This window comes from Micromonospora rhizosphaerae, from assembly GCF_900091465.1.
Lineage (GTDB): Bacteria > Actinomycetota > Actinomycetes > Mycobacteriales > Micromonosporaceae > Micromonospora > Micromonospora rhizosphaerae.
Window position 1 is genome coordinate 4,428,982 of the sequence record NZ_FMHV01000002.1, and the last position, 24,454, is coordinate 4,453,435.

General features: G+C 67.5%; 23 protein-coding genes and 1 pseudogene. 14 read left to right on the plus strand and 10 right to left on the minus strand.

The genetic code is table 11. The annotated features are described in order from the left end of the window. Positions 1-1,675 precede the first annotated feature (1,675 nt). Positions 1,676-2,953, plus strand: a complete 1,278-nt coding sequence (locus GA0070624_RS20720; protein ID WP_091343555.1) for a hypothetical protein — start codon at positions 1,676-1,678, stop codon at positions 2,951-2,953. 91 nt (positions 2,954-3,044) lie between these two features. On the opposite strand, the gene GA0070624_RS34900 is transcribed toward GA0070624_RS20720, so the two are convergent. Further along, positions 3,045-3,644, minus strand: coding sequence for a hypothetical protein (locus tag GA0070624_RS34900; protein WP_176731800.1), 600 nt, complete (start codon positions 3,642-3,644; stop codon positions 3,045-3,047). Positions 3,645-3,805: 161 nt separating this feature from the next. On the opposite strand from GA0070624_RS34900, the gene GA0070624_RS20725 reads away from it, so the two are divergent. Together GA0070624_RS20725 and GA0070624_RS20730 are read left to right on the plus strand one after the other, a co-directional pair. Next, on the plus strand, positions 3,806-5,131 hold the full coding sequence (locus GA0070624_RS20725; RefSeq protein WP_091343557.1) for an IS4 family transposase: 1,326 nt from the start codon (positions 3,806-3,808) through the stop codon (positions 5,129-5,131). Positions 5,132-5,402: 271 nt separating this feature from the next. Beyond that, positions 5,403-5,933 carry an IS110 family transposase gene (locus GA0070624_RS20730; RefSeq protein WP_218105233.1) on the plus strand — a complete coding sequence of 177 codons (531 nt, stop codon included), beginning with the start codon at positions 5,403-5,405 and terminating at the stop codon, positions 5,931-5,933. Here the strand turns inward: GA0070624_RS20730 and GA0070624_RS20735 are convergent. The 4 genes from GA0070624_RS20735 to GA0070624_RS20750 form a co-directional block, all read right to left on the minus strand. Next, a protein-coding gene (locus GA0070624_RS20735) for an IS3 family transposase (protein WP_091343559.1) occupies positions 5,868-7,035 on the minus strand; the annotation gives its coding sequence in 2 pieces (ribosomal slippage) (positions 5,868-6,155 and positions 6,157-7,035; 1,167 coding nt in all). The genes GA0070624_RS20730 and GA0070624_RS20735 overlap by 66 nt on opposite strands. A 165-nt stretch (positions 7,036-7,200) precedes the next feature. Then, positions 7,201-7,614 carry a hypothetical protein gene (locus GA0070624_RS20740; RefSeq protein ID WP_141715111.1) on the minus strand — a complete coding sequence of 138 codons (414 nt, stop codon included), beginning with the start codon at positions 7,612-7,614 and terminating at the stop codon, positions 7,201-7,203. Positions 7,615-7,886: 272 nt separating this feature from the next. Further along, complete coding sequence (locus GA0070624_RS20745) at positions 7,887-8,099, minus strand: hypothetical protein (protein ID WP_091343564.1); 213 nt, start codon at positions 8,097-8,099, stop codon at positions 7,887-7,889. A gap of 1,060 nt (positions 8,100-9,159) precedes the next feature. After that, complete coding sequence (locus GA0070624_RS20750; RefSeq protein WP_245718901.1) at positions 9,160-10,359, minus strand: low temperature requirement protein A; 1,200 nt, start codon at positions 10,357-10,359, stop codon at positions 9,160-9,162. 748 nt (positions 10,360-11,107) lie between these two features. Between GA0070624_RS20750 and GA0070624_RS20755 the strand changes: the two genes are divergently transcribed. Both GA0070624_RS20755 and GA0070624_RS20760 read left to right on the plus strand, forming a co-directional pair. Next, positions 11,108-11,533, plus strand: coding sequence for a hypothetical protein (locus tag GA0070624_RS20755; protein ID WP_176731801.1), 426 nt, complete (start codon positions 11,108-11,110; stop codon positions 11,531-11,533). Beyond that, on the plus strand, positions 11,509-13,290 hold the full coding sequence (locus tag GA0070624_RS20760) for a tetratricopeptide repeat protein (protein WP_091343569.1): 1,782 nt from the start codon (positions 11,509-11,511) through the stop codon (positions 13,288-13,290). The genes GA0070624_RS20755 and GA0070624_RS20760 overlap by 25 nt, the downstream gene beginning before the upstream one ends. Positions 13,291-13,317: 27 nt before the next feature. Here GA0070624_RS20760 and GA0070624_RS20765 read toward each other — a convergent pair whose 3' ends face one another. Genes GA0070624_RS20765 through GA0070624_RS20780 form a run of 4 tightly spaced genes read right to left on the minus strand, consistent with a single transcriptional unit; the run spans position 13,318 to position 16,028 of the window. Beyond that, positions 13,318-13,638 (minus strand): integrase core domain-containing protein, encoded by a 321-nt coding sequence (locus GA0070624_RS20765; RefSeq protein WP_141715112.1) that lies wholly within the window; start codon positions 13,636-13,638, stop codon positions 13,318-13,320. Further along, positions 13,622-14,950: an IS30 family transposase gene (locus GA0070624_RS20770; protein ID WP_425413514.1), complete on the minus strand. Its 1,329-nt coding sequence runs from the start codon at positions 14,948-14,950 to the stop codon at positions 13,622-13,624. The genes GA0070624_RS20765 and GA0070624_RS20770 overlap by 17 nt, the downstream gene beginning before the upstream one ends. Beyond that, a complete protein-coding gene (locus tag GA0070624_RS35885; protein ID WP_091343573.1) occupies positions 14,896-15,675 on the minus strand; it encodes an IS3 family transposase in 780 nt (259 codons plus the stop codon). The genes GA0070624_RS20770 and GA0070624_RS35885 overlap by 55 nt, the downstream gene beginning before the upstream one ends. Beyond that, positions 15,672-16,028, minus strand: a complete 357-nt coding sequence (locus GA0070624_RS20780; RefSeq protein ID WP_091343575.1) for a transposase — start codon at positions 16,026-16,028, stop codon at positions 15,672-15,674. Before GA0070624_RS20780 ends, GA0070624_RS35885 begins: the two co-directional genes overlap by 4 nt. On the opposite strand from GA0070624_RS20780, the gene GA0070624_RS20785 reads away from it, so the two are divergent. The 4 genes from GA0070624_RS20785 (at position 16,021) to GA0070624_RS20795 (ending at position 19,152) form a co-directional block, all read left to right on the plus strand. Continuing rightward, complete coding sequence (locus GA0070624_RS20785; protein ID WP_218105234.1) at positions 16,021-16,413, plus strand: tetratricopeptide repeat protein; 393 nt, start codon at positions 16,021-16,023, stop codon at positions 16,411-16,413. The two genes, GA0070624_RS20780 and GA0070624_RS20785, sit on opposite strands and share 8 nt — an antisense overlap. 580 nt (positions 16,414-16,993) lie before the next feature. Continuing rightward, positions 16,994-17,431: a cupin domain-containing protein gene (locus GA0070624_RS34175; protein WP_141715113.1), complete on the plus strand. Its 438-nt coding sequence runs from the start codon at positions 16,994-16,996 to the stop codon at positions 17,429-17,431. Positions 17,432-18,217: 786 nt separating this feature from the next. Continuing rightward, positions 18,218-18,718: a hypothetical protein gene (locus GA0070624_RS20790; protein ID WP_091343580.1), complete on the plus strand. Its 501-nt coding sequence runs from the start codon at positions 18,218-18,220 to the stop codon at positions 18,716-18,718. A gap of 203 nt (positions 18,719-18,921) precedes the next feature. Beyond that, positions 18,922-19,152, plus strand: a complete 231-nt coding sequence (locus GA0070624_RS20795; RefSeq protein WP_091343582.1) for a hypothetical protein — start codon at positions 18,922-18,924, stop codon at positions 19,150-19,152. A 192-nt stretch (positions 19,153-19,344) separates the two neighbouring features. Here the strand turns inward: GA0070624_RS20795 and GA0070624_RS20800 are convergent, their stop codons facing one another. Next, entirely contained in the window at positions 19,345-19,596 is a 252-nt protein-coding gene (locus tag GA0070624_RS20800; RefSeq protein WP_091343584.1) for a FadR/GntR family transcriptional regulator, read from the minus strand. Positions 19,597-19,815: 219 nt separating this feature from the next. On the opposite strand from GA0070624_RS20800, the pseudogene GA0070624_RS36640 reads away from it, so the two are divergent. The 5 genes and pseudogenes from GA0070624_RS36640 to GA0070624_RS20825 form a co-directional block, all read left to right on the plus strand. Continuing rightward, a pseudogene (locus GA0070624_RS36640) lies at positions 19,816-20,178 on the plus strand (hypothetical protein); the annotation flags it as partial. Then, complete coding sequence (locus GA0070624_RS35900; protein WP_091343586.1) at positions 20,175-20,483, plus strand: hypothetical protein; 309 nt, start codon at positions 20,175-20,177, stop codon at positions 20,481-20,483. The pseudogene GA0070624_RS36640 and the gene GA0070624_RS35900, both read left to right, overlap by 4 nt. 241 nt (positions 20,484-20,724) lie before the next feature. Beyond that, on the plus strand, positions 20,725-21,969 hold the full coding sequence (locus tag GA0070624_RS20815) for an MFS transporter (RefSeq protein ID WP_091343589.1): 1,245 nt from the start codon (positions 20,725-20,727) through the stop codon (positions 21,967-21,969). 259 nt (positions 21,970-22,228) lie between these two features. Further along, on the plus strand, positions 22,229-22,990 hold the full coding sequence (locus GA0070624_RS20820) for a DeoR/GlpR family DNA-binding transcription regulator (RefSeq protein WP_218105235.1): 762 nt from the start codon (positions 22,229-22,231) through the stop codon (positions 22,988-22,990). An 82-nt stretch (positions 22,991-23,072) separates the two neighbouring features. Next, entirely contained in the window at positions 23,073-24,419 is a 1,347-nt protein-coding gene (locus GA0070624_RS20825) for an ABC transporter substrate-binding protein (protein ID WP_176731802.1), read from the plus strand. Positions 24,420-24,454 lie beyond the last annotated feature (35 nt).

Genomic DNA, 24,454 nt, shown 5'->3' on the forward strand with positions numbered 1-24,454 from the left:
AGAGCCGCTAAGGTCTGTCCCGACATCCGGGAAGATCACTAGCCGGTCACCGACCTCGCACAAGATCCGGCCTATTCACGGAATGATCTCGTGTCACGCGACCAGACCGTGCCACGTTTTGTGCAGGTAACAGACCGCGGAGGCGGTGGAACGCTAACCCTTCCTAAACCGTGTGTCGCAGGTTCGAATCCTGCCGCGGGCGCCTGGAAGATCCTCGACGTACCCTCACACAGCACCGGCAATGGGCTGAGTCCATGGTCAACATCGCCGATCCAAACGACAGCAGACCCGTTACGGCAGAAGAGGATGCAGCCTTCGCGGCAGAGGGACGTCTGCCGGCGGCACGGCCGGCTGCCGGCCGTGTCCGGTCTCGGGACCCGCGCTGTACCAGGACCTGCGTGACGCTCCGTCGAGTGTTGGTGGAGATGAGCGTAACAGCGGTATCGAGCCGCCCAGCACGTGTTTGCCCCCCACCGCGCCTGGACAAAGCGGTGCGGCCTCCCAATCTAGGTCGGGAGGCCGCACGTCTCGACCGAAGCCCAACGGGGGGATCCTAGGATCCGGCGATCAACGGACAAGGCGGATTGTCACCGGCCCGGTGGTAGCACCGCCGTCCAAATCCGACGCTCTAGCGTCGGCCGGGCCCGGTTGGAACGCCATGTTGTCCTGCGGCTCCACGACAATCAGGGATGTCTGCGGGCTCGAACTGCAAAAGCCGAAGAGGATGCCAAAGCCCCTTACGAGAGCAGTACCTCTGGACTGCGCGACCAAGACCTCGACGTTGGCGGGTTCGTTGAGGGTGCACTGATAGGTGACGGAGACGGTCACGAAAGCCCCCTGGGAGCTGACTTGAGCTGTCGGGGCAATCTCGATTTGTGAGATAGAGGCTGAGGCAGGACTGGGAAACATCAGGACCACTGCAAGGCCTGCGACACTCGCCAACAGCGCTGCCACTCGTCTTTTCATGATGCAACTCACCTTCCTTACGACTACCCCCGGAGTACCAAATTTCGGGCATCGGTCGGCGTCGTTCAATCACGACGCTACTCATGACGCTCCGTGATCGGCCTGTCCAAGCAGACGGTGGTGGCTGACTGATCGGCCCGGTTGTTTTTGGATGATCGGCCGATGTCTCGCCGTTATCCGACCCTCAAGCCGTGCATCACGGCGTCTTCTAGCGTCGGCGATACATCACGTCGTGACCCGCCTAGGTCGCGACCGTCCACCGACGAGCGCAGACGAGCTGCACAGAGCTTGTGAGCGAGGCGTCAAGCTCAGGACGAGCGGAGACTCGCGTCAGGCCTGATCGCCTTGCGGGTCCTCTTGGCCCTTGTCGCCTCCAGATAGTCCCAGCAGAAGGAAAAGCCGCGATCCGCTGTATAGAGGGACTAAACGGGCATAGGTTCGAGCTCGACCGGGGCCGTGATCAGCAGGTGTGCCGTTGCGGTGCGAGCCGCCGATGAGCCGATTGTGAGTACGGCCGGACATGCTGGTCCTTGGGAGACAACCGAGCAGAAGAAAGAGGAGTTCCCTGATGTCCTGGCAGAGATTCCGAGCGAGGGGTCGGGCACCCGGTGTCCGGCGATCGTATCCGGGCCGGCTCCTGGCCGCTGCCGGCCTGGCAGCCGGCGCTGCGGCGCTCCCGGCCTCGGCTGCCCACGCCGCCACACTGTCTGTGCCGTGCTCGGTCCCGGCTCTCGTCGCGGCGATCAACACGGCCAACAGGTCACCGGGCCCCGACACACTCCGCCTGGCCTCCGGGTGCACCTACCGGCTGGGCTCTGCTCCCGCCGACCCCGCAATTGTTCGCCGCCTGCCGGCCATCACCAGCGACATCACCATCAACGGCAACGGCGCGACGATCCAGCGCGACGAGTCCGCCCCCGCCTTCCGCATCCTCTTCGTGTCCAGCACCGGCAAACTGACGCTCAATGAGACCACCATCAGCGGTGGCGAGGCGACGGACTGCCCAGGCGCCCCCACCACTCCTCCCTTTCCTCCAGGAGGGCTGGTCTGCGGTGCCGGTATCTTGAACCAGGGCACCTTGACGGTGAACGACAGCCGGGTGGTCGACAACAACGCCGAGTCGGATGTGGCCGCCAGGGGCGCCGCAGGCGCCGGCCTCGCCAGCCTCGGCGTGGCGACCTTGAACAACACCGAAGTAGGCGGCAACACAGCCCGCTACATCGGCACCGGCCAAGGCGGCGTTGTATCAGGCGGGGGGATCGCCAGTGCCGGCGTGCTGACGGTCAACGGCAGTCGGGTGGTCGACAACTCCGTCACCGTCGCGCCTGGTACCAGTAGCCTCGCGGAAGCTGCGGGCATCTCCAGCTTCGGCGTGGCGACGATCGACGCTAGTTTCATCGAAGACAACCAGGCGACCGCCCCGGGCGGCACCGCGCGTGGCGCTCTGGTCAACCCCGCCGGCACGATGACGGTGACGGACACCACCATCATCAACAACACCACGAACGCCCCAGGAGGCAGCGTAACCGGTGGTGGAGGCTCGACCAACGGCACGATTTCCCTGACCCGCACTCACATCAGCGGCAACCACGCCACCGGTGGTGTGGTTCTTGGCGGCGGGTTCAACGTCGGTGGCCGAGGCATGGCCACACTGACCGACAGCACAGTATGGGGCAACACAGCCTCGGGAGGAATCGCCGGGGGCGGCGGCCTCGCCAATGCCCTGGAACCCGGCGGCACCCTCACGACTAACCAGACCGACATCAGCAACAACACCGTCACAGGCGGTACTGCCCTCGGCGGGGGACTCTTCAACGCCAACGGCTTGACGACCCTAAACGGGAGCGCCGTCACCAACAACAGAGCCGGCGACGGGGGCGGCATCTACGAAGCCTCCGGCACGGTCACGCTGAACGGCACTGTGGTCCAGGGCAATCACCCGAACAACTGCGCCCCACCAGGCAGCGTCCCCGGCTGCACCGGCTGAACAAACCCGTCGCCGAGGTCCGTGCCACACGTGGTATGGACCTCGGCCGTAACGAAGGTGTTGCCTCATTGCGCACCCAGGAGGCGGCGGGTCAGCGATCGCCCTTGCTCGATCCTGTCCCGTCATGGCCGATGAAGTTGTTCTTCGTATGGACCGTGCGACCGCCAAGTACCTGGCGGACATGCTGCACAACGTGGGCGAGCATCTGGTGGCGGGCCAGAGCATCAAGCCCGATGTCCACGGACGACAGCCAGCGGCTCGGACGAGTTTTCCGCGGTCTATGGGCTGCCCTCGGCAGAGAGCCTTGGGCACGGGCGGGGCACCCGGCAGTGCGATTTACCTCTGGATTCACACGCCGGGCCCGGGGCAACTTCCACGTTTCGGCGGCGCATGGCTGGCTGGCTGCCGTTGGCGTCAAGACGCTGATGACGTGTCCGATCGGCACTAGTTGTTCGCGGGGTATGCCGAGCACTTTGAAGCGAACTCTCTGGCTGTAGAGCTGGAACCCTGCGCACGTCTCATTCGGCACCTCGGCGAGTCGCAGCGTCAGGTACACCACGATCTCGTCGTCTGGGCGGAGGTCGATCGGCCGGAACGGGACGGCGTCGAATGGGGAGCCTTGGCCCCCCCGGCCGTCGTAGTACATTCGCACCCGTTCGAGGATGTAGTCGGGTCCGTCGTCGTGAATCACCTCTTCTAGTCCCAACGCCGTTCAGTTAGGCGGGTTGGTGGCTTGTCAAGGCGTGTCGAGGATGTGAAGCAGCGGAGCTCCGGTAGAGAGGGTTGTCACTCCAAGACACCCCGAAACCAGGAGCTCCGCTGTCCGGACAGATTGCCATAACGCGTACGACGATGGTGGCGGCGGGGCGGTTCGCGCCGGGTCATCTGGGCGAGTTGACCCAGCTGGTGCCGTTCGAGATGGTCGATGATGCCCTCGATCGCACCGGTGCGATGCAGTCGCGGGTTCGGTTGCTGCCTGCACGGGTGGTGGTCTACCTGTTGCTGGCCGGCTGCCTGTTCGCTGAGTTGGGCTACGTGCAGGTCTGGCATCGGCTGACCGCTGGTCTGCATGGCCTGGCCGTGGCCACGCCGACGGCCAGCGCGCTGCGTCAGGCCCGGCAACGGCTCGGGGCGACACCTCTGCGGGCGTTGTTCGACCTGCTCCGTGGCCCGGCCGCGACGACCGCGGCAGGGGCGGTGTCCTGGCGCGGGCTCTTGGTCTGCGCTGTGGACGGCACGCTGATGAGCGTGGCCGACAGCGCCGCGAACCTGACCGCTGTGGTTAAACAGCGCTGCAACCACGGCGCGGGCGGTTACCCCACGGTCCGGGTCCTAGCCCTGGTGGCCTGCGGGACCCGCAGCGTCATCGACGCGGTCTTCGGCCCAGCCAGCACCGGCGAACCCGGGTACGCGGCACGGTTGGCGGGCAGTCTCCGACCGGGGATGCTGCTGCTGGCCGACCGTAACTTCGCCGCCGCGGACCTGCTGACCCATCTCGCCACCACCGGCGCGGACCTGCTGGTGCGATGCAAGACCGGCCGACGACTACCGGTCAGATCCCGCTACCCGGACGGCTCCTACCTGTCCCAACTCGGTAGTCTCGCCGTCCGCGTCATCGAGGCCGAGATCAGCATCGTCACCAGCGCCGGCCGGCGCACCGGCACCTACCGTCTGGTCACCACGCTGCTCGACCCGCACCGCTACCCAGCCGGCGAGCTGATCACCCTCTACCACCAGCGCTGGGAGATCGAGACCGTCTACCTGGAACTGAAATCCACCATCCTGGGCGGGCGGGTGCTACGCGCCCGCACCCCGGCCGGGATCGACCAGGAGATCTACGCCCTGCTGGTCACCTACCAGGTGCTCCGCACCGCCATGACCGACGCCACCGACACCATCCCTGGCCTGGACCCCGACCGGGCCAGCTTCACCATTGCCCTGCACACCGCCCGTGACCAGGTCATCCAAGCCGCCAGCATCATCGCCGACACGGTCATCGACCTCGTCGGCGCGATCGGACGACGGGTCCTGGCCACGCTCATGCCCGACCGACGCGTACGCACCAAACCCCGCATCGTCAAACGCGCCATCTCCAAGTACAACGCCCGCGGCCCGGACATCGACCGCACCACCTACAAAGCCACCATCGAGATCAACATCCTCGACACCGGACCTTGACAACCGACCAACCCGTCTAACTGAACGGCGTTGCTTCTAGTCCCCGATGACTCTGTCGTGACGCCCGTGCCGTGCGTGAAAATCGGGGGTGGTCGCCCGCCGACGTCGAGCTTGCTTGGTGCGTTGAGCCCGTCTTCTGGTCTGACGCTGGGAGCGTGATCTTAGGGGCCCTGCATTGTTGCTTCGAGCACGCGAGTCCGCCTCTGTCTTTGCCCGCAACCGCTTCCGCGGGCGACCGCCTGGTTGGTCTTGTGGATGAGGGGGTGGCGCTGTGGAGGCGATCACGGAGGAGCCGGTGCAGGTGGTTGCGCGGGTCTGCGCGATCGACATCGGCAAGGCCGGTCTGGTGGCGTGTGTGCGGGTGCCGCACGTGAGCCGGCGGGACCGGCGGGTGCAGGAGGTCCGCGAGTATGCGACGGTGACGCCGGCGTTGCTGGAGTTGGCGGACTGGCTGCGGGTCGAGCGGGTCGAACTGGTGGCGATGGAGGCGACCTCGGACTATTGGAAGCCGGTGTTCTACCTGCTGGAGGCCGAGGGCTTCGCGTGCTGGCTGCTCAATGCCAAGCATGTCAAGAATGTGCCGGGCCGGCCGAAGACTGACCGGCTCGACGCGGTGTGGCTGGCCAAGGTCGTGGAGCGGGGGATGTGCCGGCCCAGCCTGGTGCACCCCAAGCCGATGCGCCAGCTGCGGTGGGCTGTGTCAAGGATCTTGGACAGTGCCTCGTGGGTTTGCTGGTCAGGCTGCGATGCGGGTCTGGGATTCGGTGAGGGCTTCGGCTGGGGTGCGGTAGTCGAGCGCTGAGTGCAGGCGCTGGCGGTTGTAGAAGATTTCGATGTATTCGGCGACGGCGAAGCTGGCGCGGGCGCGGGTGTCGAAGCGTTGCCGGTGGTACATCTCGTTTTTGAGGGTGGCGAAGAACGATTCCGCGGCGGCGTTGTCCCAGCAGACGCCGGTGCGTCCGACGCTGGTGCGTATCTTGTTGGCGGTGCAGAACCGGGCGAACTCGGCCGAGGTGTATTGGGCGGCCGCGATCGCTGTGGAACACGGCGCCGGGGCGTAGATGTCCGTGTCGTTTCGCCATGGCGAGGGCGTCGATGACGAGGCTGGCGCGCATGTGGTCGGCGGTCTGCCAGCCGACGACCATGCGGGTGGCCAGGTCGATGACGGTGGCCAGATACAGCCAGCCCTGCCCGGTGCGCAGGTAGGTGATGTCGCCGACGAGCCGGGTGCCGGGCTGGACGGCGGTGAACTCGCGGGCGATCAGGTCGGGGCTGGAGACCGGCTGCTGGCCGGGCACGGTGGTGCGCTTGTAGGCGCGTGGCTGGCAGGCCTGCAAGCCGAGTTCACGCATCAGGTCGGCGACCAGCCCGACGCTGCAGGCGATGCCCTCGCGGTTGAGCGCCGCGGTCACCCGCCGGCACCCGTAGGTGCCCCGCGAGGCGTCGAACACCCGCCGTACCTGCTCGGCCAGCTGCCGCCGGCGGGCCGTGGTCGCGGTCTCGGCCCGGTTACGCCAGGCGTAGAACGTCGAGCGGGGCACGCGCAGCATCCGGCACATCCACGCGACCGGGTAGGTGGCCTTCTCCGCGTCGATCAGCGCGCACCGCACCGCTACGGGTGCGTCCGGGCGAAGAAGGCCGCGGCTTTTTTTTAGAAACTCGTTTTCCATCCGCAGCCGGCGGATTTCTTCTTCCATCTCCTTCACGCGGGCACGCTCCGTGGGGTTGACGGGCTGGTCCGGCTCCGGGTGCTCACGGCGCCACGCGTTCACCCAGTTGCCCAGGGTGCCGTCATGGATTCCGAGTTCACGAGCGACCACGGCGATCGGTTTCCCGGTCTCGATCACCATCTGCACGGCCTCGGCCTTGAACTGCGGACTGAACCGACGACGCTGCTCGGGCATGGACTCATCCTCTCAAGTCGGAGGACATGTCCAAGATCCTTGGTACACCTCAACTGGCCGACAACGGTTGTCCGGCTCCCCCCGGCGGGGGGTCACGCCATCAAGCCGTGACTGCTTTGGTAGGAGGACGTTCTCCGTCGCTGGAGAGGAGGGCCGCGGCGGTCACTAGGACCGGTCGCTCGGCGGGACTCTTCTGGTGAGTGCTGCCGCCGCGTCTGGAGCCCAGCGGGTCAACCACTGCACGATGGCCGTCGGGTCTTGCAGCTCCAGATCACTGCCGGTCTCCCCCCTCAGCCAACGGGGGTAGATCAGACCGATCGTGGTCAACTGCGTCCTGTCAGCTCCGAGTAGTTCCAGCCACAGGTCGGGCCAACGCATCAAGGCCACGTCCTCGGTATCGGGCCGTAGCGTCAGAGCTGCTCGCAGCTGGATCAGCGCCTCGGTCTCATGCTGATCGGCAAGGACCGGCGGGCCTTGGCGCCGTTTGCGGGCTGGTTGGCCGGAGCCAGCGTCGAACACGCGTACCCGTGCCGCCCTATCCCAGGTCTCCGCCAATGCCCGAAGAAGATCGTTAGCCACGGCGCCATTCTTGCCGCCCGATGACGCGAACGGGCAGCAGAAAGGCAGCGAACGTGGTGCCGGCTGACGATGACAGACGGCACGGAGCTACGCCCGAGCAGCACACAACGGCATCCGAACGCCATAGCCGACAGCCGACAACAGCCCGTCACCGCGTTCGAGACGAAGAGGTCAAGGTCCGCCGGCGAGACGGCCGGCCGGTACGGCCTGCGTGGCCTCGCGCGGATACACGCGATCCGCCGTCAGGACGTGAGGTCAAGGAATTCTGGCGGTCACCTTCGGCGCAGCAATACCAGACCAACGGCGAGGACGGCCAACCCGACAAACGCGGCATGGAGCAGGCTGGTGAACCAGAAGCCGAGCCGGTCCAGGCCCAGCGCGAATCGGATGAGGCCGCCGACGAGCCCCGCCGTAAAAGCCGCCACGACCAGAAGGGCCTTGTCCCCGGCGGAAAGGGGTCTCTTCCACAGATTCGTCGATCTCATGCGAGCCTCGTCTGCACGTGTGCTGGGCCGGTGTTGACGGTGACCCACAGTCTCACGCTGGCGCCAGCCTTGGGAACGCGGAACGACAGCAACGCCGACAGCAACCGCGCTGGACGACGGCGTGCCAGCGGGCGCGGAGACGGACCCTGTTCCGAGCTGACGACCGTTCCCAGACTGGGACGGACCCGCTGCACAGAGCTTGTAAGCGAGCTGTCGCGGCTCGGTCCCGGCGCCGGGCTTCCAAGGCCGCTAGGCAAGTCGCGATCGACGGTGCTGCGTGTCGTGCCGGGCGATGTGGCCGCCAACCTACCGGTGGCAGGCTGGCCAGCGGGCGTCGATGGTGTGTGCCATCTCGGCGCAGGCTCGGCAGGAGTCTGCGCCCGGCCGCCAGTGGTGTCGGTAGACGATGACTAGGTCGCTCGGGATGCCGCACAGAGTGTCGTCGCTGTCCAAGGCATGTTCCACCGCTGGTGCCGTGTCGTCGTCCGCCCGGCACGATGCCCACCGTTCGTTTACCGGTAGATACCTGGTGGCGACGTAGCCGCCGAATACGGAACGAAGCAGCGCCCGGCACCAGGTGCAGTGGTGCAGTGCGTGGTTGTAGCGCCGGACAGGAGCGCTGCCGCAAACTGGGCAATCCTTGGACGCCATGCCGGGAGGGTAGCCGGGGCCGCGGGGTACGGACGCCGCCAGACGAAGCGTGCGGAGGTTGTGGGCGAGGCGCCCGGGGCCGCCGAGCAGCCAAGCGAGCAGCCAAACTGGCGACCACCAGCGGACAATGGCGGGCCAGGACACCACGTCCAGCAGGACGGCCAGGCGATGGACAGCGCCTCGGAACGGACTCGTAATGCGTTGATCGGCTCTTCGCGCTGAGCGATGGTCCGGCTGCAGGTCAGGGACCGACGTTTGCTGCCTGGGGGTCAAGCGGTCGTCCTAGCGTGCCGCCGAGGGAAGCTCCAAGATCAGGCCGTATCCAGGCCGTCAGAGGTGGACAGGGTGATCTCCGATCACACGAATTTGCCCTAGATCGACTCTGAGTTGGTGGGGCAACGGGCACGCGTCAGCGGGGCGGCGAGGCCTGCTCCAGTGGGCGTCCGTGGGCTCGGATCGTGTCCGAGACGGCGACGCCGAGCAGGACGGCGGCAGCTGCTGCGGCGACCCCGAGTGGCGGCAGGCCGACCATCACCGGCGCTATGGCCGCGAGGACGAGGATCCCGATCGGTCGTGGCCGGGACACGCGGGCGAAGGCCACGTGCTCGAATACTGAGCGCCCGGCGAGGTAGAGCGCGGGCCCGCCGAGCATGGCGGCGACCCAGGCGGGTTTGGCGTGTCCGGATGGATCTATGAGGACGAGTTCGGAACCGGCCGAGTTGGCGACGATGCCGAGCGCCATGAGCAGGTGGGAGAGCTCGGCCGGCCGACCGAGCCGGCCAGGATCGGCGGATGCCGCGATGGCCTCGCCCAAGATCTGGCCGGCTCGGTAGAAGTAGATCCGCCACAGCAACACCGTGGTGACGAACGACAGTACAAGGGCCAATGTTCGTTCAGCCACGATCGGACCGTGTAGAAAAGCCGTTCCGGCGGTCAGGATCGTCTCACCAAGCGCGACGATGATGAGCAGCCAGTAGCGTTCGGCCAGGTACTCGCCCGCGACGGCCCACGGGGACACCTGCGAGCGCCCCAGCCACGGTACCGGCCAGCCGAGCGTGCCCCCCAGGTAGTCGATCGCCAAGGCCAGCAGCCACAGCAAATTGCGCGTCAGCTCTGGTGCGAAAGCTCCGCCGAGCCACGGTACGGCTGACGCGCCGAACCAGACGAGCGCCAGCATGTTGATGCGGCGCAGATCGTGGCCAGGCATGGTGAGTACGAAGAAGAGGGTGCGGCCCACCTGGATCGCGACGTACGTGCTCGCGAAGAGCAGGCCGGTCTCGCTGAGAGCCCCGGATATCGCGACCGCCAGGAGCAGGCTCCCGAACATCGTCGCGAGGACAACGAACTGGATCGCCGGCTGCAACGGGTCGAATCTGCTGGTCATCCACGCCGTCTGGGTCCAGATCCACCAGATGGCCAGGAACAGCAGCAGAGTCTCGCCGTTTTCCGAAAGGGAAGTGGTCAACGTCTCGGCGACGCGGCCCCTGGTGTAGTCCAGCACCAACTCGTCCACGATCCGGGTGAGCGCGAAGACGTACACCAGATCGAAGAACAGTTCCAAGAAGATCGGCCGCTGTGGACTCTCACGCTTGCGCAGCAGATTGGCCACTCTGTTCGTCGTCACCGGCCCGCCCGCTTCGTCGGCTTGTCCCTGAAGCTGTCCTACCACGTCGCCGCGCCGCCCACGGATAAGACGCACCTCCCAATGGCTGAAGGGCCTGACCGCCGGCGAGGGCTGCTGAGGCGCCCAGCGTCGTGCTTTTCCAACCAGGCAACGGCCAGCTGACCGACGTGCTATGCGCGTTCCGGTGGATAGGTGGCTTGTCAAGATCCGGAACATGCGCGGAATGATCAAGCGCCGTGCTGGCGGCCTGGCGGGCGGATGCCCTGGTGGAGCGATAGTCCGCCCAGCGGGCGTTACACCTTTCCTAAGCCGTGTGCCGCAGGAGCCCAAGCAGGGACAGCCGACCCGGCGGCTGAGCTCGCCGAGGCCGACGAGTGAAGGCAACCGAGGCAGCGAGAAGGCAGCGAAACCCGCAACAACAACCGCGGCCAGGTATCACTGGACGGCCGCTGCGGTGCGCGTATCGACAGTCCCTGACACCCAGCCGCAGCCGTTGGTGCGACCTACCCGGCTCCCCCCGGCGGGGGTCGCGGATGTGGTCGCGTACGGCACTGACGTACATCGGACGCCTCCTGTTCCGACTTCGCTTGTTCGGTGACGAGATCGTGCAGCGTGGGCGACGTGTCGGCGGACTGACGCTTGCCGTGGTGTTTGTGTCTGGATGGCTGCTTTCACCCGTGTCCACGCGCGTGGTACTGGTCGAAGTCGGTGCGCTAACGCGGGAGGTGGCGGGGTGGACGCTGACGTGACATCGGTGGCGGCGGCGGTCGTGCCATATGTGTCGGCGGCGATGGGCGTGTACGGGGCTGCCGTGGTCGCCCGGGTGCAGGAGGCGGCGGCGGACGCGACGGTGGGCGTGGGCGGCCGCCTGCTGCGGCGGCTGTTGGGTCGGGCGGAGTCGGCGCCGGCGATGGAGGCCGCGGCGGCCGAGCTGGCCCAGGACCCAGGTGATCAGGACCGGGTGGCGGGGTTGCGGTTGCAGATTCGCAAGGCGTTGGAGGCTGATCCACAGCTGATGGCGGATCTTGTCGAGATCCTGTCGGAAGCGGGGGCCACGGTGACCGCGGCTGGTGAGCGGTCGGTGGCGGTGCGGGACAACCGCGGCATCGTGCAGACCGGGGACGGAAGCACCGCATGGCAGGGGCCGGGGCGGCGATGACCGCGACAGGCGAGGACGACGCGCTGGACGCCGCTGTCGAGTCGGTCGCGGGATCCGGAAGGCGCGCTGCAGTACTGCACACCAACCAGGGTGTGGTGCAGACGGGTGACAACGTCCGCGCGGTCGTGGGTGTCCCGGTGTCATTGGGGCCGCCGGATCGGGTGGCGACCCCGTCCGGTGGGTTCGTGGGGCTACCGAAACCGCCCGTGCGGGTGTTCGTCGGGCGTGACGAGGATCTGGCCAAGTTGGGGCGACTGGTTGAGGCCGGCACGGGGGTGGTGGCCCAGGCGGTGCATGGTTTGGGTGGTGTGGGCAAGAGCGAGTTGGCGTTGCAGTACGTGGCCCGGCATGGTGACCGGTATCCGGTGGTGTGGTGGGTGAGTGCCGACAGTCCTGAGGCGATCGAGTCGGGGCTGGCCGGACTGACGTTCCGGTTGCACCCGGACGCGCAGTTGACCGCAACGGAGGCTGAGGCCGCTTCATGGGCGGTGGGCTGGTTGCAGTCACATCCGAGCTGGCTGCTGGTGTTGGACAACGTAGAGCAACGTGAGCACGTGGAGCCTCTGTTGGCGCAGCTCACCCAGGGCCACGTGTTGATCACGACGCGACGGGATGTGGGGTGGGAGCAGATCACCGACGGATACCTGCGGCTGGAGGTACTCACTCCGGATGCGGCGGTGGATCTGCTGACGCGGATAAGCGGTCAGACCGATCAGCAGACAGCGGGCGTGTTGTGCGAGGAGTTGGGATATCTGCCTTTGGCGTTGCAGCAGGCCGGCGCGTATCTGCAACGGACGCGGACCCCGATGACCACGTATGTGCAGCGGCTGCGCCAGGATCCAGGACGAATGTTATGCACGGTGGCGGCTGGGGACTCGGCCGGGCGGGCAGTGGCGCGGGTGTGGTCGGTCACTATCGACGCGATCGGTCGGGAGTCACCGGCAGCTGTCGCGCTGTTACAGATCATGGCCTGTTTCGCGCCGGACGATCTGCCCCGCGACGTGCTCACCGCGACAACAGAGGATCCGGCGGGGGTTGACGAGGCGTTGGGGGTATTGGCGTCCTACAACATGATCGCCCTGACCGACGTCACGGTGGCCGTGCATCGCCTGGTCCAGGCGGTGATCATCGCTCAGATGCGTAACCAGGCGACCGGCGCCGGCGGGGAGGCTGACGGCGACGGTCAACAGACAGCCTTGTTGGACAATGCCCTGCATGCTGCGTGTGATCTCCTGTCGCATGCAGTGCCGGCGGGCAATCCGCAGGTTGAGGTGGCGGGGTGGCCGCGGTGGGCGGCCTTGAGTCCGCACATCGGGGCACTAGCCGACTTGTGCCCCGACCAGATCGGCGGGACCAAACTGGCGTGGCTGCTCGGCCGAACAGCGGTGTTCGAGGAGACGCAGGGCCACTATCAAATCGCACTGAGCCACCAAACGCGGACGTTGAAGATCATCGAAGCCGCGTTAGGCTCTGACCATCCCGAGGTGGCAAATGCGCTGGATGGCCTGGCGGGGATCCTGCGCGCCTTGGGGCGGGCTGCCGATGTCGAACTGTTGCAACGCCGGGCCCTGGCCATCACCGAAGCCGCGCTGCGCCCAGACCACCCCGACGTGGCAGGCCGACTGGACAACCTGGCGATCAGCCTGCACGACTTAGACCGGAGTGGCGAGGCCGAACCGCTGCAGCGCCGCGCTCTGGCCATCACCGAAGCCACGCTAGGCCCCAACCACCCCGACGTGGCCATCCGGCTGAACTGAGGTTCCCCCCGGGATGTGGACACCGGGTTATGCCGCGATCTGGTGCAGCGTAATCGGTGGGAGGCTCTGTTCGTAGTCGGCGGGGCTGAGGTAGCCGAGTGCGGAGTGGCGGCGTCGGTGGTTGTAGAATGCGATCCATCGGAAGACGTCGCGGCGGGCGTCGGCTTCGGTGGCCCAGTGGCGGTGGTCGACGTCGAGTTCTCGTTTGAGGGTGGCGAAGAGCGCCTCGGCCAGGGCGTTGTCGTACGACGAGCCGATTCGCCCCATGGAGCGGTGGATGCCGTGGCGGCGGCAGGCGTCGGCGAAGTCGCCGCTGCTGTATTGGGCGGATTCAATCGGTCGTCGCAACACTGGGTTGTTGGAGCGATCGTAGGTGTTCGTCGAGGGCTTCGGCTGGGGTCTTCCAGTCGAGGGTTTTCCGGGGTCGGCTGTTGAGGGCGTGGGCGACGGCGTTGATCTCGTCGGCGCTCCATCTGGACAGGTCGGTGCCTTTCGGGAAGTACTGCCGCAGCAGCCCGTTGGTGTTCTCGTTGGTGCCGCGTTGCCAGGGGCTGTGGGGGTCGGCGAAGAACACCGGGACGCCGGTTTCGACCGTGAAGCGTGCGTGCGCAGACAACTCCTTGCCGCGGTCCCACGTCAGCGATCTGCGGAGCTGCTCGGGCAGTTGGGTGATTGTCGCGGCGAGGGCTTTGCTCATCGTGATCGCCCCATAGCCGGCGAGAGCCGGCCCGTTCTTCGTCCGCGGGATCACACCCCAGCCGTCCTCACGAGGCAGGTGGATCAGCATCGTGAACCTCGTCGTCCGCTCGACCAGTGTCCCGATCGCGGAACGCTGCAAACCGATGATCAGATCCCCTTCCCAGTGCCCGGGCACGGCACGGTCCGCGACTTCAGCGGGACGTTCACTGATCAGCGTGTCGCTGGTGACGTGCGCCCACGCGCGTTGCTTCGCGCGTGCCCGGGGAACGCGAAGCGCCCGCCCGGTCCGCAAGCAGGTGACGAGTTCGCGCTTGAGGGCGCCGCGGCTCTGGACGTAGAGCGCCTGGTAGATCGCCTCGTGGCTGATGCGCATCGACTCATCCTCCGGGAACTCGGCCCTGAGCCTGCGGGAGATCTGCTCCGGGCTCCATCCGATAGTCCATGCCCGATCACCACGGTGAGGCTTGTTGCGGCCCTTCCACTGCGGGCCCTGCGGCCCAGCGACCAGTCGGCCGCCCGCTGTCCGGATCGCACCCGCAAGCCGTTGCTGGACGTACTCTCGAAGCCGCTCATTGGCCAGCAGCTTCGCGGTCTTCGGCCGGCGGGCTCGACGCTCAGCATGCCACTGCGCAGTCGAAGCCTTGTAATCCAGGCGGTACGTCCTGGTCGAGGCGTTGCGCCGCAACTCCCGCGAGATCGTCGACGGGTCCCGGCCGAGCTGGCGTGCGATCTCGCGGACGCCCATGCCTTGCGCCCGCGACAGAGCGATGTCTTCGCGCTCGCTGAACGACAGATAGCGGCCCGACACCCTCGGCGGCAACGCAGGATTCACGCCGCCAGCGTGCCGGAACCACCGGAACCCGACCGGCGAGGACACGCCCGCCGCCGCGGCCGCGTCCTCGGTCATCACACCGCGACTGATCGCAGCCCAGAACCTGACCCGGTCCTCACGCCACGCCACCGTCGGCCGTCCCGGCGAAGGAATCTGACCCCGATACTCCCGAACCCGCTTCTGCCCCAGCCCATACGCCATCGCTTCACCTCTCCGACAAGGTGTTGCGACGACCAGTTGAATCCGCCTTGGGCGCCCCTGTCGGAGTGGAAGATCACGCCGTCGACTTGGCCGCCGCGGGCGGCGACCGCGGCGTTGAGAGCGTCGATGACCAGGCTGGTGCGCATGTGGGTGTTGATTGACCAGCCGATCAGGCGGCGGGTGGCGATGTCGATGACCGTGGCCAGATACAACCAGCCGCCACCGACGCGTAGGTAGGTGATGTCGCCGCACCACCGCTGGTCGGGTGCGGTGGCGGTGAAGTCCCGGCCGATCAGGTCCGGCGCTGGTGGGGCGGCCGGGTCCGCGATGGTGGTGCGTTTGCGGCGGCGCAGGTGCCGGCCCACGACGTCACGCTGGCGCATGATCCGCTCCACCCGCTTGCGGTTGACTCGCACGCCCTGGTCGTGCAGCTCGACGGTCACCCGCGGCGACCCGTAGGTGCCGCCGGAGTCGGCGTGGATGATCCTGATCTGCTCGGCGAGGGCATCCTCGGCGGCGACGCGATCCTGCCGGGCCGGCTCACTGGCGGCCCACCGGTAGAACCCGGAGCGGGACACCGCCAGGACCCGGCACAGCCGCTTGACGCCGAAGACGGCGCGGTGGGCGGAGATGAACCGGAAGCGGCTGGTCACCGATCCATCTCCTTCGCGAAATAGGCGGCTGCCTTGCGCAGGATCTCCTTCTCCTGCCGCAACTCGGCGTTTTCACGCCGCAGCCGGGCGATCTCGGCGTCCTTGTCCGCCACCGACAACCCGTCGCCACCCGAGGCCGCCGAAGCCGTCGCGGTCTTGCGTTCGGCGGCGCGGACCCAGTTCCGCAGGGTCTCGTGACTCATCCCGAGCTCACGCGCGACCTGGTTGATCGGCCGCTGCGACGAGCGGACCAGGTCAACCGCGTCACGCCGGAACTCTTCCGTGTACTTCGATGGACGCCCCAACGGGGACACCCCTTCCTCTGGACCAACATCCAGTCTCAGGGTGTCCACATCTCAGGGGGAAGCCCAGAACAACCTGGCGATGGGGCTGCAAATCTTGCGGCGAGCTGCCGAAGCCGAACCGCTGCAGCGCCGCGTTTTGGCCATCACCGAAGCCACGCTTGGCCCCGGCCATCCACGGGTAGCCATACGACTGGACACCCTGGCGGCCATCCTGCGTGCGCGAGGGGCGGCCGTCGAGGCCGAACCGTTGCAGCGCCGGGCCCTAGCCATCACCGAAGCTGCGCTGGGCACCGACCACCCCGACGTGGCGAGGCGGTTAAACAACCTAGCGGGCATTCTGCGAGACCTCGGGCGGGCTGCGGAGGCTGAACCTCTGCAGCTACGCGCCCTAGCGTTGTCAAATCACGCTCGTAGCAGTGACGCAGATGCGTGAGTCGATCCATGAGTGAGGAACTGGATGACCTGCACCAGTAGCGAGCCCGAGAACGCCACACAGGAGGGTCGACAGACGCATTTTTGGCCGCCGGCCAGGCCCGGGCGACCGAACGCGTGCCAAATCCGTGCCAGGTCGGCAGGTGACGTCGGGGGTTCGACGGGGACTGACGGGGACAGTGCAGGCTAGCCGCACGTCAGCGCGGCGCCCGGCCAGGGAAGTCCGCGAGATCCCCCCTGGCAGTGTGGGAGTCCTTCGGCCGGGCTTGCGCCCGCGCCGCACCGCCCTGGTTCTCAACGGGAGGCAAGCTGAGGAGCAGTTGAGGAGTGAGGGCCAATTTCTGTCGGATCATCGACTTGGACATTGTGATTAATTGCATTCATGGCAGGCTGACTGTGGTACGGCATCGATGCGGTTCAAGGTAGGTCATTCCGATCAGGGCTTGCCGGTGGCAAGCCATGCAGGCATCGCGCGCGGCGTATAACACTTCCTGGCGGGCGCTTGGCGCCGAACTCCTATGCCTATCGCCGCTCAGACCCGAACCAACGTAACGCAACTACGCCGACCAAGTGAGGCAACAATGGCGAGTGAGAAGTTCAATCCCAATCGTCTGTCATTCGACGAAGGGCTGGAGCGAATCCGTAGAGCAACCGAAGAAGCCGGCATTCGGTTGGAGGGTCGGATCTTTACGTCAAGAGATGAAGGAGCCGACTCGCTTCGGAAGGCCCTAGCGGTAAGCAACGTGCCGGACGGGTTCCGCAAGTATCAACTGCCTGTCTACCTTTCCGAGCGGTCGCAGATGTTCATCTCCTTCGCCGAGCCAGACATTCACACACCAGAACATTCGCATGACGAGGGCGACGGAATCCGGTTCATTGCTGGCGGGTCCATCATCTATGAGGGCAAGGAACTTACCGCAGGCGACTGGATGTTCATTCCTCGCGGCCAGTCATACTCCTTCGACGTTGGGCCAAACGGAGCCCTTATGTGCTACTGCTATTGCTGTTGTTGCGCGTAGCAGCGAGCACCATCAGAACGGCGGATGCATGCGGTAGCGGAGCCCGCCCGAGTTGTACCGGTCGGCAGGCCCCATCTAACGCAGGGGGTCTGCTGATCTGGACACATCATTGGCCCCGGCTGGACCTCAACTGCCTCATCCAGCCCTTGTTGCACCCATCCCAGAAGACCCGCACCCTCGCCGTGACGGCTGGCGCCACCGCGGGCTGCCCGTGGCGCTGCTCGACCGTTGGCTGTAACGGTGGTGATCGATCCGGCGATCCGCACGAGGAACGGGACGGGCTATCCTGGCAAGCCTCGACCCTACCCGCTTGGCCGAGGAGGTCGCCCGCCGAGCTGACCAGGCGAATTGAGCAGAGTTGAGTCGACCCAGCCACGTCGGCGAATGTGCAACCGGGGCGAGTGGTGTCGACAGCAACGGTGACAGCAACGAGCCGAAACGAGGACGGCCGCCGGCCGCCGGGCGCGGACAGCCGCCCGAGGTCGCGGACGCGGGTGGACCCGGCCGGACGAAGCGCCTAGAACTTACAAGCGAGGGGTCCAGCCGGCGTCAGGCAGCCAGGAGGCAGCGAGACGATTAGCAGCGGCTGGCACGAGACGGCATCAGGCGGCACGGACAGCATGCTCCGCCATGCAGGACGGCAACGCATGACAACGAACGATGCCCCGTAACCGCGTTCACACCGAAGCGGTCGGTTTCCGGCACGTCATCTCCCGTTGGCGTCTAGAGACGCCGCACCGAGCGTTGGGGGTTGGCTAGTGGACGAGGCGAAGGCATGATCACGTGGTGATTTCCTGGCCTACCTGGGGCGAGTGGCTGGCGACTCTGCCGCCGGATGTCCGCGATTCTGCTGTATCGCTCGCGAAGAGGTTCAAGGAGCTTGGAGCCCAAGACCCGGAGGAGTGGGCTAGGTCGGAGATCAGCGAAAACATTCCGCAGCTTGCGCGGTTCATGGTTCTGCGTGCCCTGTGGCGGGAGGCGATATCTCCCTGGATGGATGCCAGCGCTCTGAGCGACGTGGCGGCTGCCCAGCGGTTGATTGACGCAGGCGCGGATCCCCACGATGTGCTGCTGGTCGCGCGGGCCGGAGCGTACGAGGCGGTCGTCGCCGCAGTGTGCGTCCTAGACGAGGGCGGGGACCCGAACGCGCGAGAGAGCGACCCTGGCTGGCACCTGGTCGAGACGGACGCGGAGTGCAATCCGACGGGCCGCGAGATCGGAGGGCTCCATGAGTCTCTGGGGGAGACGGACCCGTCCGGCAACGAGGATGCCGACCTGTGGGAGTGACATGCCCTGTGGCATGCCGGCGATGACGGCTCCGGGCGGGCCGTCGCTGAGCCGTCTGAGCCGTGAACCGGCCGTCAAAGGCCAACCGACATTGACCGATGACGACCAGCGTCACCCGGAGAAACAGCAGGCCAGCCGCCAGGTGAAGGCGGCTGACCCGGTGGGCGACGGACGAATCGGCCTGTACGCCGGATACTGCTGGGGTGAACGAGGATCTTCCGAGGGTCGCCCTTGATCTCTGGCGGGCCGATGCGCTCGTGTTGTTCGACTGGCTCCAGGACGTCGACCTGAACGCGGTGCCGATCAGCCATCCGGCTCAGAAGCAGGCGTTGATGGACCTCCTGACCCGTCTCGAGGAGACGGACGCGGCGGGGGCCTCGCACGACGAGATCGAGGCGGCGAAGGCAGAGGTCAGTCGAGATATGGGCTGGTGACGGTCTGAGGAGACTATGCGGAGCTGTCGACAGCAACGTTGACAGCAACTGACCCGGACTGGGGCGACCGTTGGCGGCCGGCCCCGGACGGTCGGCCGAGGTCGCGGACGAGGGCGGACCCCGCCAGACGAAGCGCCTAGAACTTACAAACGAGGGGTCGAGGCCCCACCGGCGGGCGGCTGGCCAGGGGAACTACTCGGCGACGAAGACGCCCACGCCCGGCAGCGTCTCGGTCATCCCTTTGATCCGCAGCACCTGCATGGCGCGGTCGATCACCGGCTCCGTGACCCCGTAGTGCTCGATCAACTCTCGCCGGCTGGGCAGCTTAGAGCCGGGTGGGAACTCCCCGGACGAGATGCGTCCAGCAAGGTCGTCGGCGATCTGCTCATAGCGGTAACGCGGTGGCACGGTGTTTCCCCTCGGTTGGCAACACGAGTAGACCACCTACGTCACCCCTTGACTACCCAACGGTACCTGTGGGAGGTTGCCGAGGAGGTCGATTCCCCCGGTTGGCGCTGTGGGCCGTCCTCGCCGGCGTGGATGTCCGGCGCACCTCTGCGATCGGGCATCCACGCCTCCGATAGCTGCGGCAGGAGGAGCTGGCAGTGCTCCCTTCACCTTGGCTGGCACGACATTTCATGGCTCAGCGCCGAGTGATGAGCCGATGAGGCGGGTCTCGTACGACGAGTACGTCCTGGCGGTCGCGCTGACCTTCGCGCGTCGGCATCGGCCGGTCTGGTGTTGGCGGCGGTGGCGGCGGGTCTGCCGGTGCGGCGCCGACCTGCCGTGCCGTGCCCGCCACCGCATCCCGATCAACCGCGGCCACTGGCCGGGAGAGGAGGCCCAGTGAACGACAACCAGGAGCAGCGGATCCTCGCCGTGCACGTCCGAGGGCTTGACGGGACCTGCGTCGGCTGCCGTGTCTGGTGGTCGCGGCTGACGCCGTACCCGTGCTGGCAGGTGGATTGGGCGACCAGCCAGCAGGCCCAAGCGATCACCGCCCGGTTTCTTGGGGGTGTGCGGTGACCGCCCACGGCCCGGTCATGCCGATCTGGAACTGCGGGGGCTGCGACCTGCCCTGGCCCTGCCCCACGCGGAAGCGGGAGCTACGGGCCGAGTATGCAGATGCTCCGGTGTCGCTGGCCCTCTACCTCGGCTCCTACCTCGTCCAGGCCACCGAGGACATGCCCTGTACACCGGCCGGAGTGCTGCACCGCCGCTTTCTCGGATGGACCAGGGAGGCCGACCGGTCCACGCCAGCAGTACAGCACCGAAGTACAGCAACCATGCCAGCCACATGGCACCGAGACGAGCCGGAGCAACCCGTCTGACCTCGGAAGACATCCCCACCACACCCCCTCGCCGAGAGTTCACACCGAAGCGATCCGCATCTTGCTGGCGACAGCAACGGTGAAAGACATCCCGCTCGTGACGAGGGGCCGCACGGCCGGCGAGAGCGGGCTACCATCAGGCGCATGACCTGGCGATGTTGATGCATAGCTAGAGGCCGTGGCCGCGGGCCGCCGTGGACGCCGTACGTCCGGTGTCCGCTCCGTCCCGTGGGAAGGCCTCATGCTCATCGCTCCTGCGCGCGTACCTGCGACCCGCCGGCTGGCGGCCACGCTCTACGGCTACGCGTTCCTCATCGACTTCGTCCTGCTCTACCCGTTCTACGTGCTGCTGTTCGCGGACACCGGCCTGTCCGTCGGGCAGATCTCCTCGCTCTTCGTGCTCTGGTCGGCCACCGGCATCGTGCTGGAGGTGCCCTCCGGCGCCTGGGCCGACGCCGTCTCCCGGCGGCTGCTGCTCGTCCTCGCGCCGCTGCTGGCCGCCGCGGGCTTCGCCCTCTGGGTGCTCGTCCCGTCCTACCCGGCGTTCGCCGCCGGCTTCCTGCTCTGGGGCGCCGGCGGGGCGCTGCGCTCCGGCGCCCTGGAGGCGCTGGTCTTCACCGAACTCGACCGGCTCGGCGCCGCCGACCGGTACGCCCGCCTCATCGGTCGGACCCGCACGGCGGAGGTGCTCGGCGCCGCGGGCTCCGGGGCCGTGGCCGGGCCGGTCTTCGCCGCCGGCGGTTACCCGGCGGTGGGCGTGGCCAGCATTCTCACCTGTCTGCTCGCGGCCGCCGTCGCGACCCGGTTCCCGGAGCACCGATCGCACCGGTCGTCCATGCCGGATGCGGGCGTACCCGGACCGACCGTGCCCGGCGACCAGTCGGCGGACGGTGACGACGCGCCCGGGTGGCTGGCCAGCCTGCGCGGCGGGCTGGCCGAGGCCCGGGCCGACCGCAGGGTACGCGGGGCCCTGCTGCTCGTCGCGGTGGTGACCGCGATCTGGGGCGGGCTCGATGAGTACACCGGGTTGCTCGCCCGGGACACCGGCGTCGCCGAGGCGACCGTGCCGCTGCTGCTCCTGCTCATGTGGGCCGGGATGACCGCCGGCGGGCTGCTCGCCCCGATGGGGGAGCGGCTGACCAACCGCGGGTACGCGGGTCTGCTGGTGCTCGCCGCGTCGACCCTGGCGGCGGGGGCGCTGATCCGCCGTCCGGAGGGCTTCCTGCTGCTCGCCGTCGCCTTCGCCGCGTTCCAGGTCGCCACGGTGCTCGCCGACGTACGCCTGCAGGCGGGGATCACCGGAACAGCGCGGGCGACGGTCACCTCGGTGGCCGGAATGGCGACCGACCTGACCATCGTCGCCTTCTACGGCGGGTACGGCCTCGTCGCCGGTGCGGCCGGCAACGCGGTCGCCTTCGCGGTGGCCGCCCTGCCCTACCTGGCGGTGGCGCTCTGGCAGGCCGCGGGTCGTGCGGCGCCTCGCTGAGGGGCGGCACCGGCCCCGGCGAGACCTGCCGGGCGGGGGGGTGCCCGTGCCCGAGCGGGCGGCCCGGATGGAGATCGGGCGCCGGACGGTGGAAAACGGGCGGTCTAAAAGAGAGGTATGCGGTTTCTGCCCCGTTCTTCGCTGCCCGTTCGGCGTGATGTCGCGGGCGGCAAACACAGCGTATTACCCCAGATGTGACCGTCGTCATGCCCGATTGCCGGTGTTAGAAACAGAATCACGAGCGGGCGGGAGGTGTGAGGTGGACGCAGCGGAGCGCAGACACCACATCCTCACGCTGGCTCGGCGTCAGGGCGACGTCGACGTGCAGAAGCTGGCCGCCGACCTGGGCGTCGCTCCGGAGACCATCCGGCGGGACCTGAGCCTGCTGGAACAGCAGGGCCTGGTGCGGCGCACGCACGGTGGCGCGTATCCGGTGGAGCGGGCCCGCTTCGAGACGACCCTGGAGAGCCGTAGCACCAGACTGGTCGTGGAGAAGCGCCGGATCGCCGCCGCCGCGGTCGAGCACCTCGGTGACGCGGAGTCGGTCTTCATCGACGAGGGCTACACTCCGCAGCTCATCGCCGAGGCGCTGCCCACGCACCGGCCGCTGACGGTGGTGACCGCCTCGCTGCACACCGCCGCCATGCTCGCCTCCTCGCCCACCATGACGGTCCTGCTCCTCGGTGGCCGGGTCCGCGGTCGTACCCTCGCCACCGTCGACCACTGGGCCACCAGCATGCTCGCCGGCTTCGTCATCGACCTGGCGTTCGTCGGCGCGAACGGGATCTCCCGGGAGCACGGCCTCACCACTCCGGACCCGGCTGTGGCCGCCGTCAAGGCCCAGGTGATGGCGGTGGCCCGGCGGGTGGTGTTCGCCGGGGTGCACACCAAGTTCGGCGGCAGCAGCTTCTGCCGCTTCGCGGACGTCGGCGACGTCGAAACCATCGTCACGGACACCGCGCTGCCGGCGTCCGAGGCCCACCGTTACTCGCTGCTCGGCCCCGTGGTGCTGCGCGTCTGAGCGCCCGGCCGACCCGTCTCCACCACCACCACACCACCACTCATGGAGGTTCGCTGTGTCCAGAACACGGTCTCCTCGCCGATTGCGCGGGGCGCTCGCGGTCGCCGTCGCGGTCGGTCTGACGACGACTGCCTGCTCCGGAGCCGGTGGCGGCTCCTCCACCGGCGGCGCCGGGGGCGGCAAGACCCTCACGGTGCTGATGGTCGGCAACCCCCAGATGGAGGACCTGGCGAAGGTCACCGCCGACAACTTCACCAAGCAGACCGGCATCACCGTGCGGTTCACGATCCTGCCGGAGAACGAACTGCGCGACAAGGTCACCCAGGACGTGGCCACCCAGGGCGGCCAGTACGACGTGGCGACAATCGGCGCGTACGAGGCGCCGATCTGGGCCAAGAACGGCTGGCTGCACGAACTCAGCTCGTACGCCGACTCCGACAGCGGCTACGACAAGGCTGATCTGCTCAAGCCGATGGTCGCCTCGCTGTCCGGCGAGGACGGCAAGCTCTACGCGGCCCCGTTCTACGGCGAGTCGTCCTTCCTCATGTACAACAAGGAACTCTTCGCGGCCAAGGGCCTGACCATGCCGGAACGGCCGACGTGGCAGCAGGTGGCGCAGTTCGCCGCGAAGCTGGACGACAAGAAGGCGGGCGTCGCCGGCATCTGCCTGCGCGGGCTGCCCGGCTGGGGCGAGCTGTTCGCTCCGCTGACCACGGTGGTCAACACGTTCGGCGGCACCTGGTTCGAGAAGGACTGGACACCGAAGGTGAACGCACCGGAGTTCACCGAGGCGACCAAGTTCTACGTCGACCTGATCCGCGGCCACGGCGAGGCGGGCGCGCCACAGGCGGGGTTCACCGAGTGCCTGAACACCTTCGGCCAGGGCAAGGCGGCGATGTGGTACGACGCCACCTCCGCGGCCGGCACTCTGGAGGACAAGAACGCCAGCAAGGTCGCCGGCAAGGTCGGCTACGCGTACGCGCCGGTGAACAAGACCAAGTCGTCGGGCTGGCTGTGGGCCTGGGCGCTGGCGATGCCGAAGACCACCAAGAACGCCGACGCCGCCTGGAAGTTCATCTCCTGGGCCACCGGCAAGGAGTACGAGAAGCTGGTCGGCTCCTCGCTCGGCTGGTCCCGCGTGCCGGCCGGCAAGCGCCAGTCCACGTACGAGATCCCGGAGTACCGGCAGTCCGCCACCGCCTTCGCCGACCTCACCCTGAAGTCGATCCAGGAGGCCGACCCGGTCAATCCCGGAGTGCAGCCGCGTCCCGCGCTCGGCGTGCAGTTCGTCGGCATCCCGGAGTTCGCCGACCTCGGCACCAAGGTGTCGCAGGAGGTCTCCGCCGCGATCGCCGGCAGCACCACCGTCGACAAGGCGCTCGCCGACGGCCAGCGACTGGCCGAGGACGTCGCCAAGGAATACCGGTAGCCGCCGCCGGGGCCGGCCGCCGACCGGCCGGCCCC

Coding starts and splice junctions, on each gene's coding strand:
- GA0070624_RS20815 (WP_091343589.1), top strand. CDS start 20,725: ATGCTCATCGCTCCTGCGCGCGTACCTGCGACCCGCCGGCTGGCGGCC.
- GA0070624_RS20745 (WP_091343564.1), bottom strand. CDS start 8,099: ATGAGATCGACGAATCTGTGGAAGAGACCCCTTTCCGCCGGGGACAAG.
- GA0070624_RS20725 (WP_091343557.1), top strand. CDS start 3,806: ATGGTGGCGGCGGGGCGGTTCGCGCCGGGTCATCTGGGCGAGTTGACC.
- GA0070624_RS20760 (WP_091343569.1), top strand. CDS start 11,509: ATGGCAGGGGCCGGGGCGGCGATGACCGCGACAGGCGAGGACGACGCG.
- GA0070624_RS34175 (WP_141715113.1), top strand. CDS start 16,994: ATGGCGAGTGAGAAGTTCAATCCCAATCGTCTGTCATTCGACGAAGGG.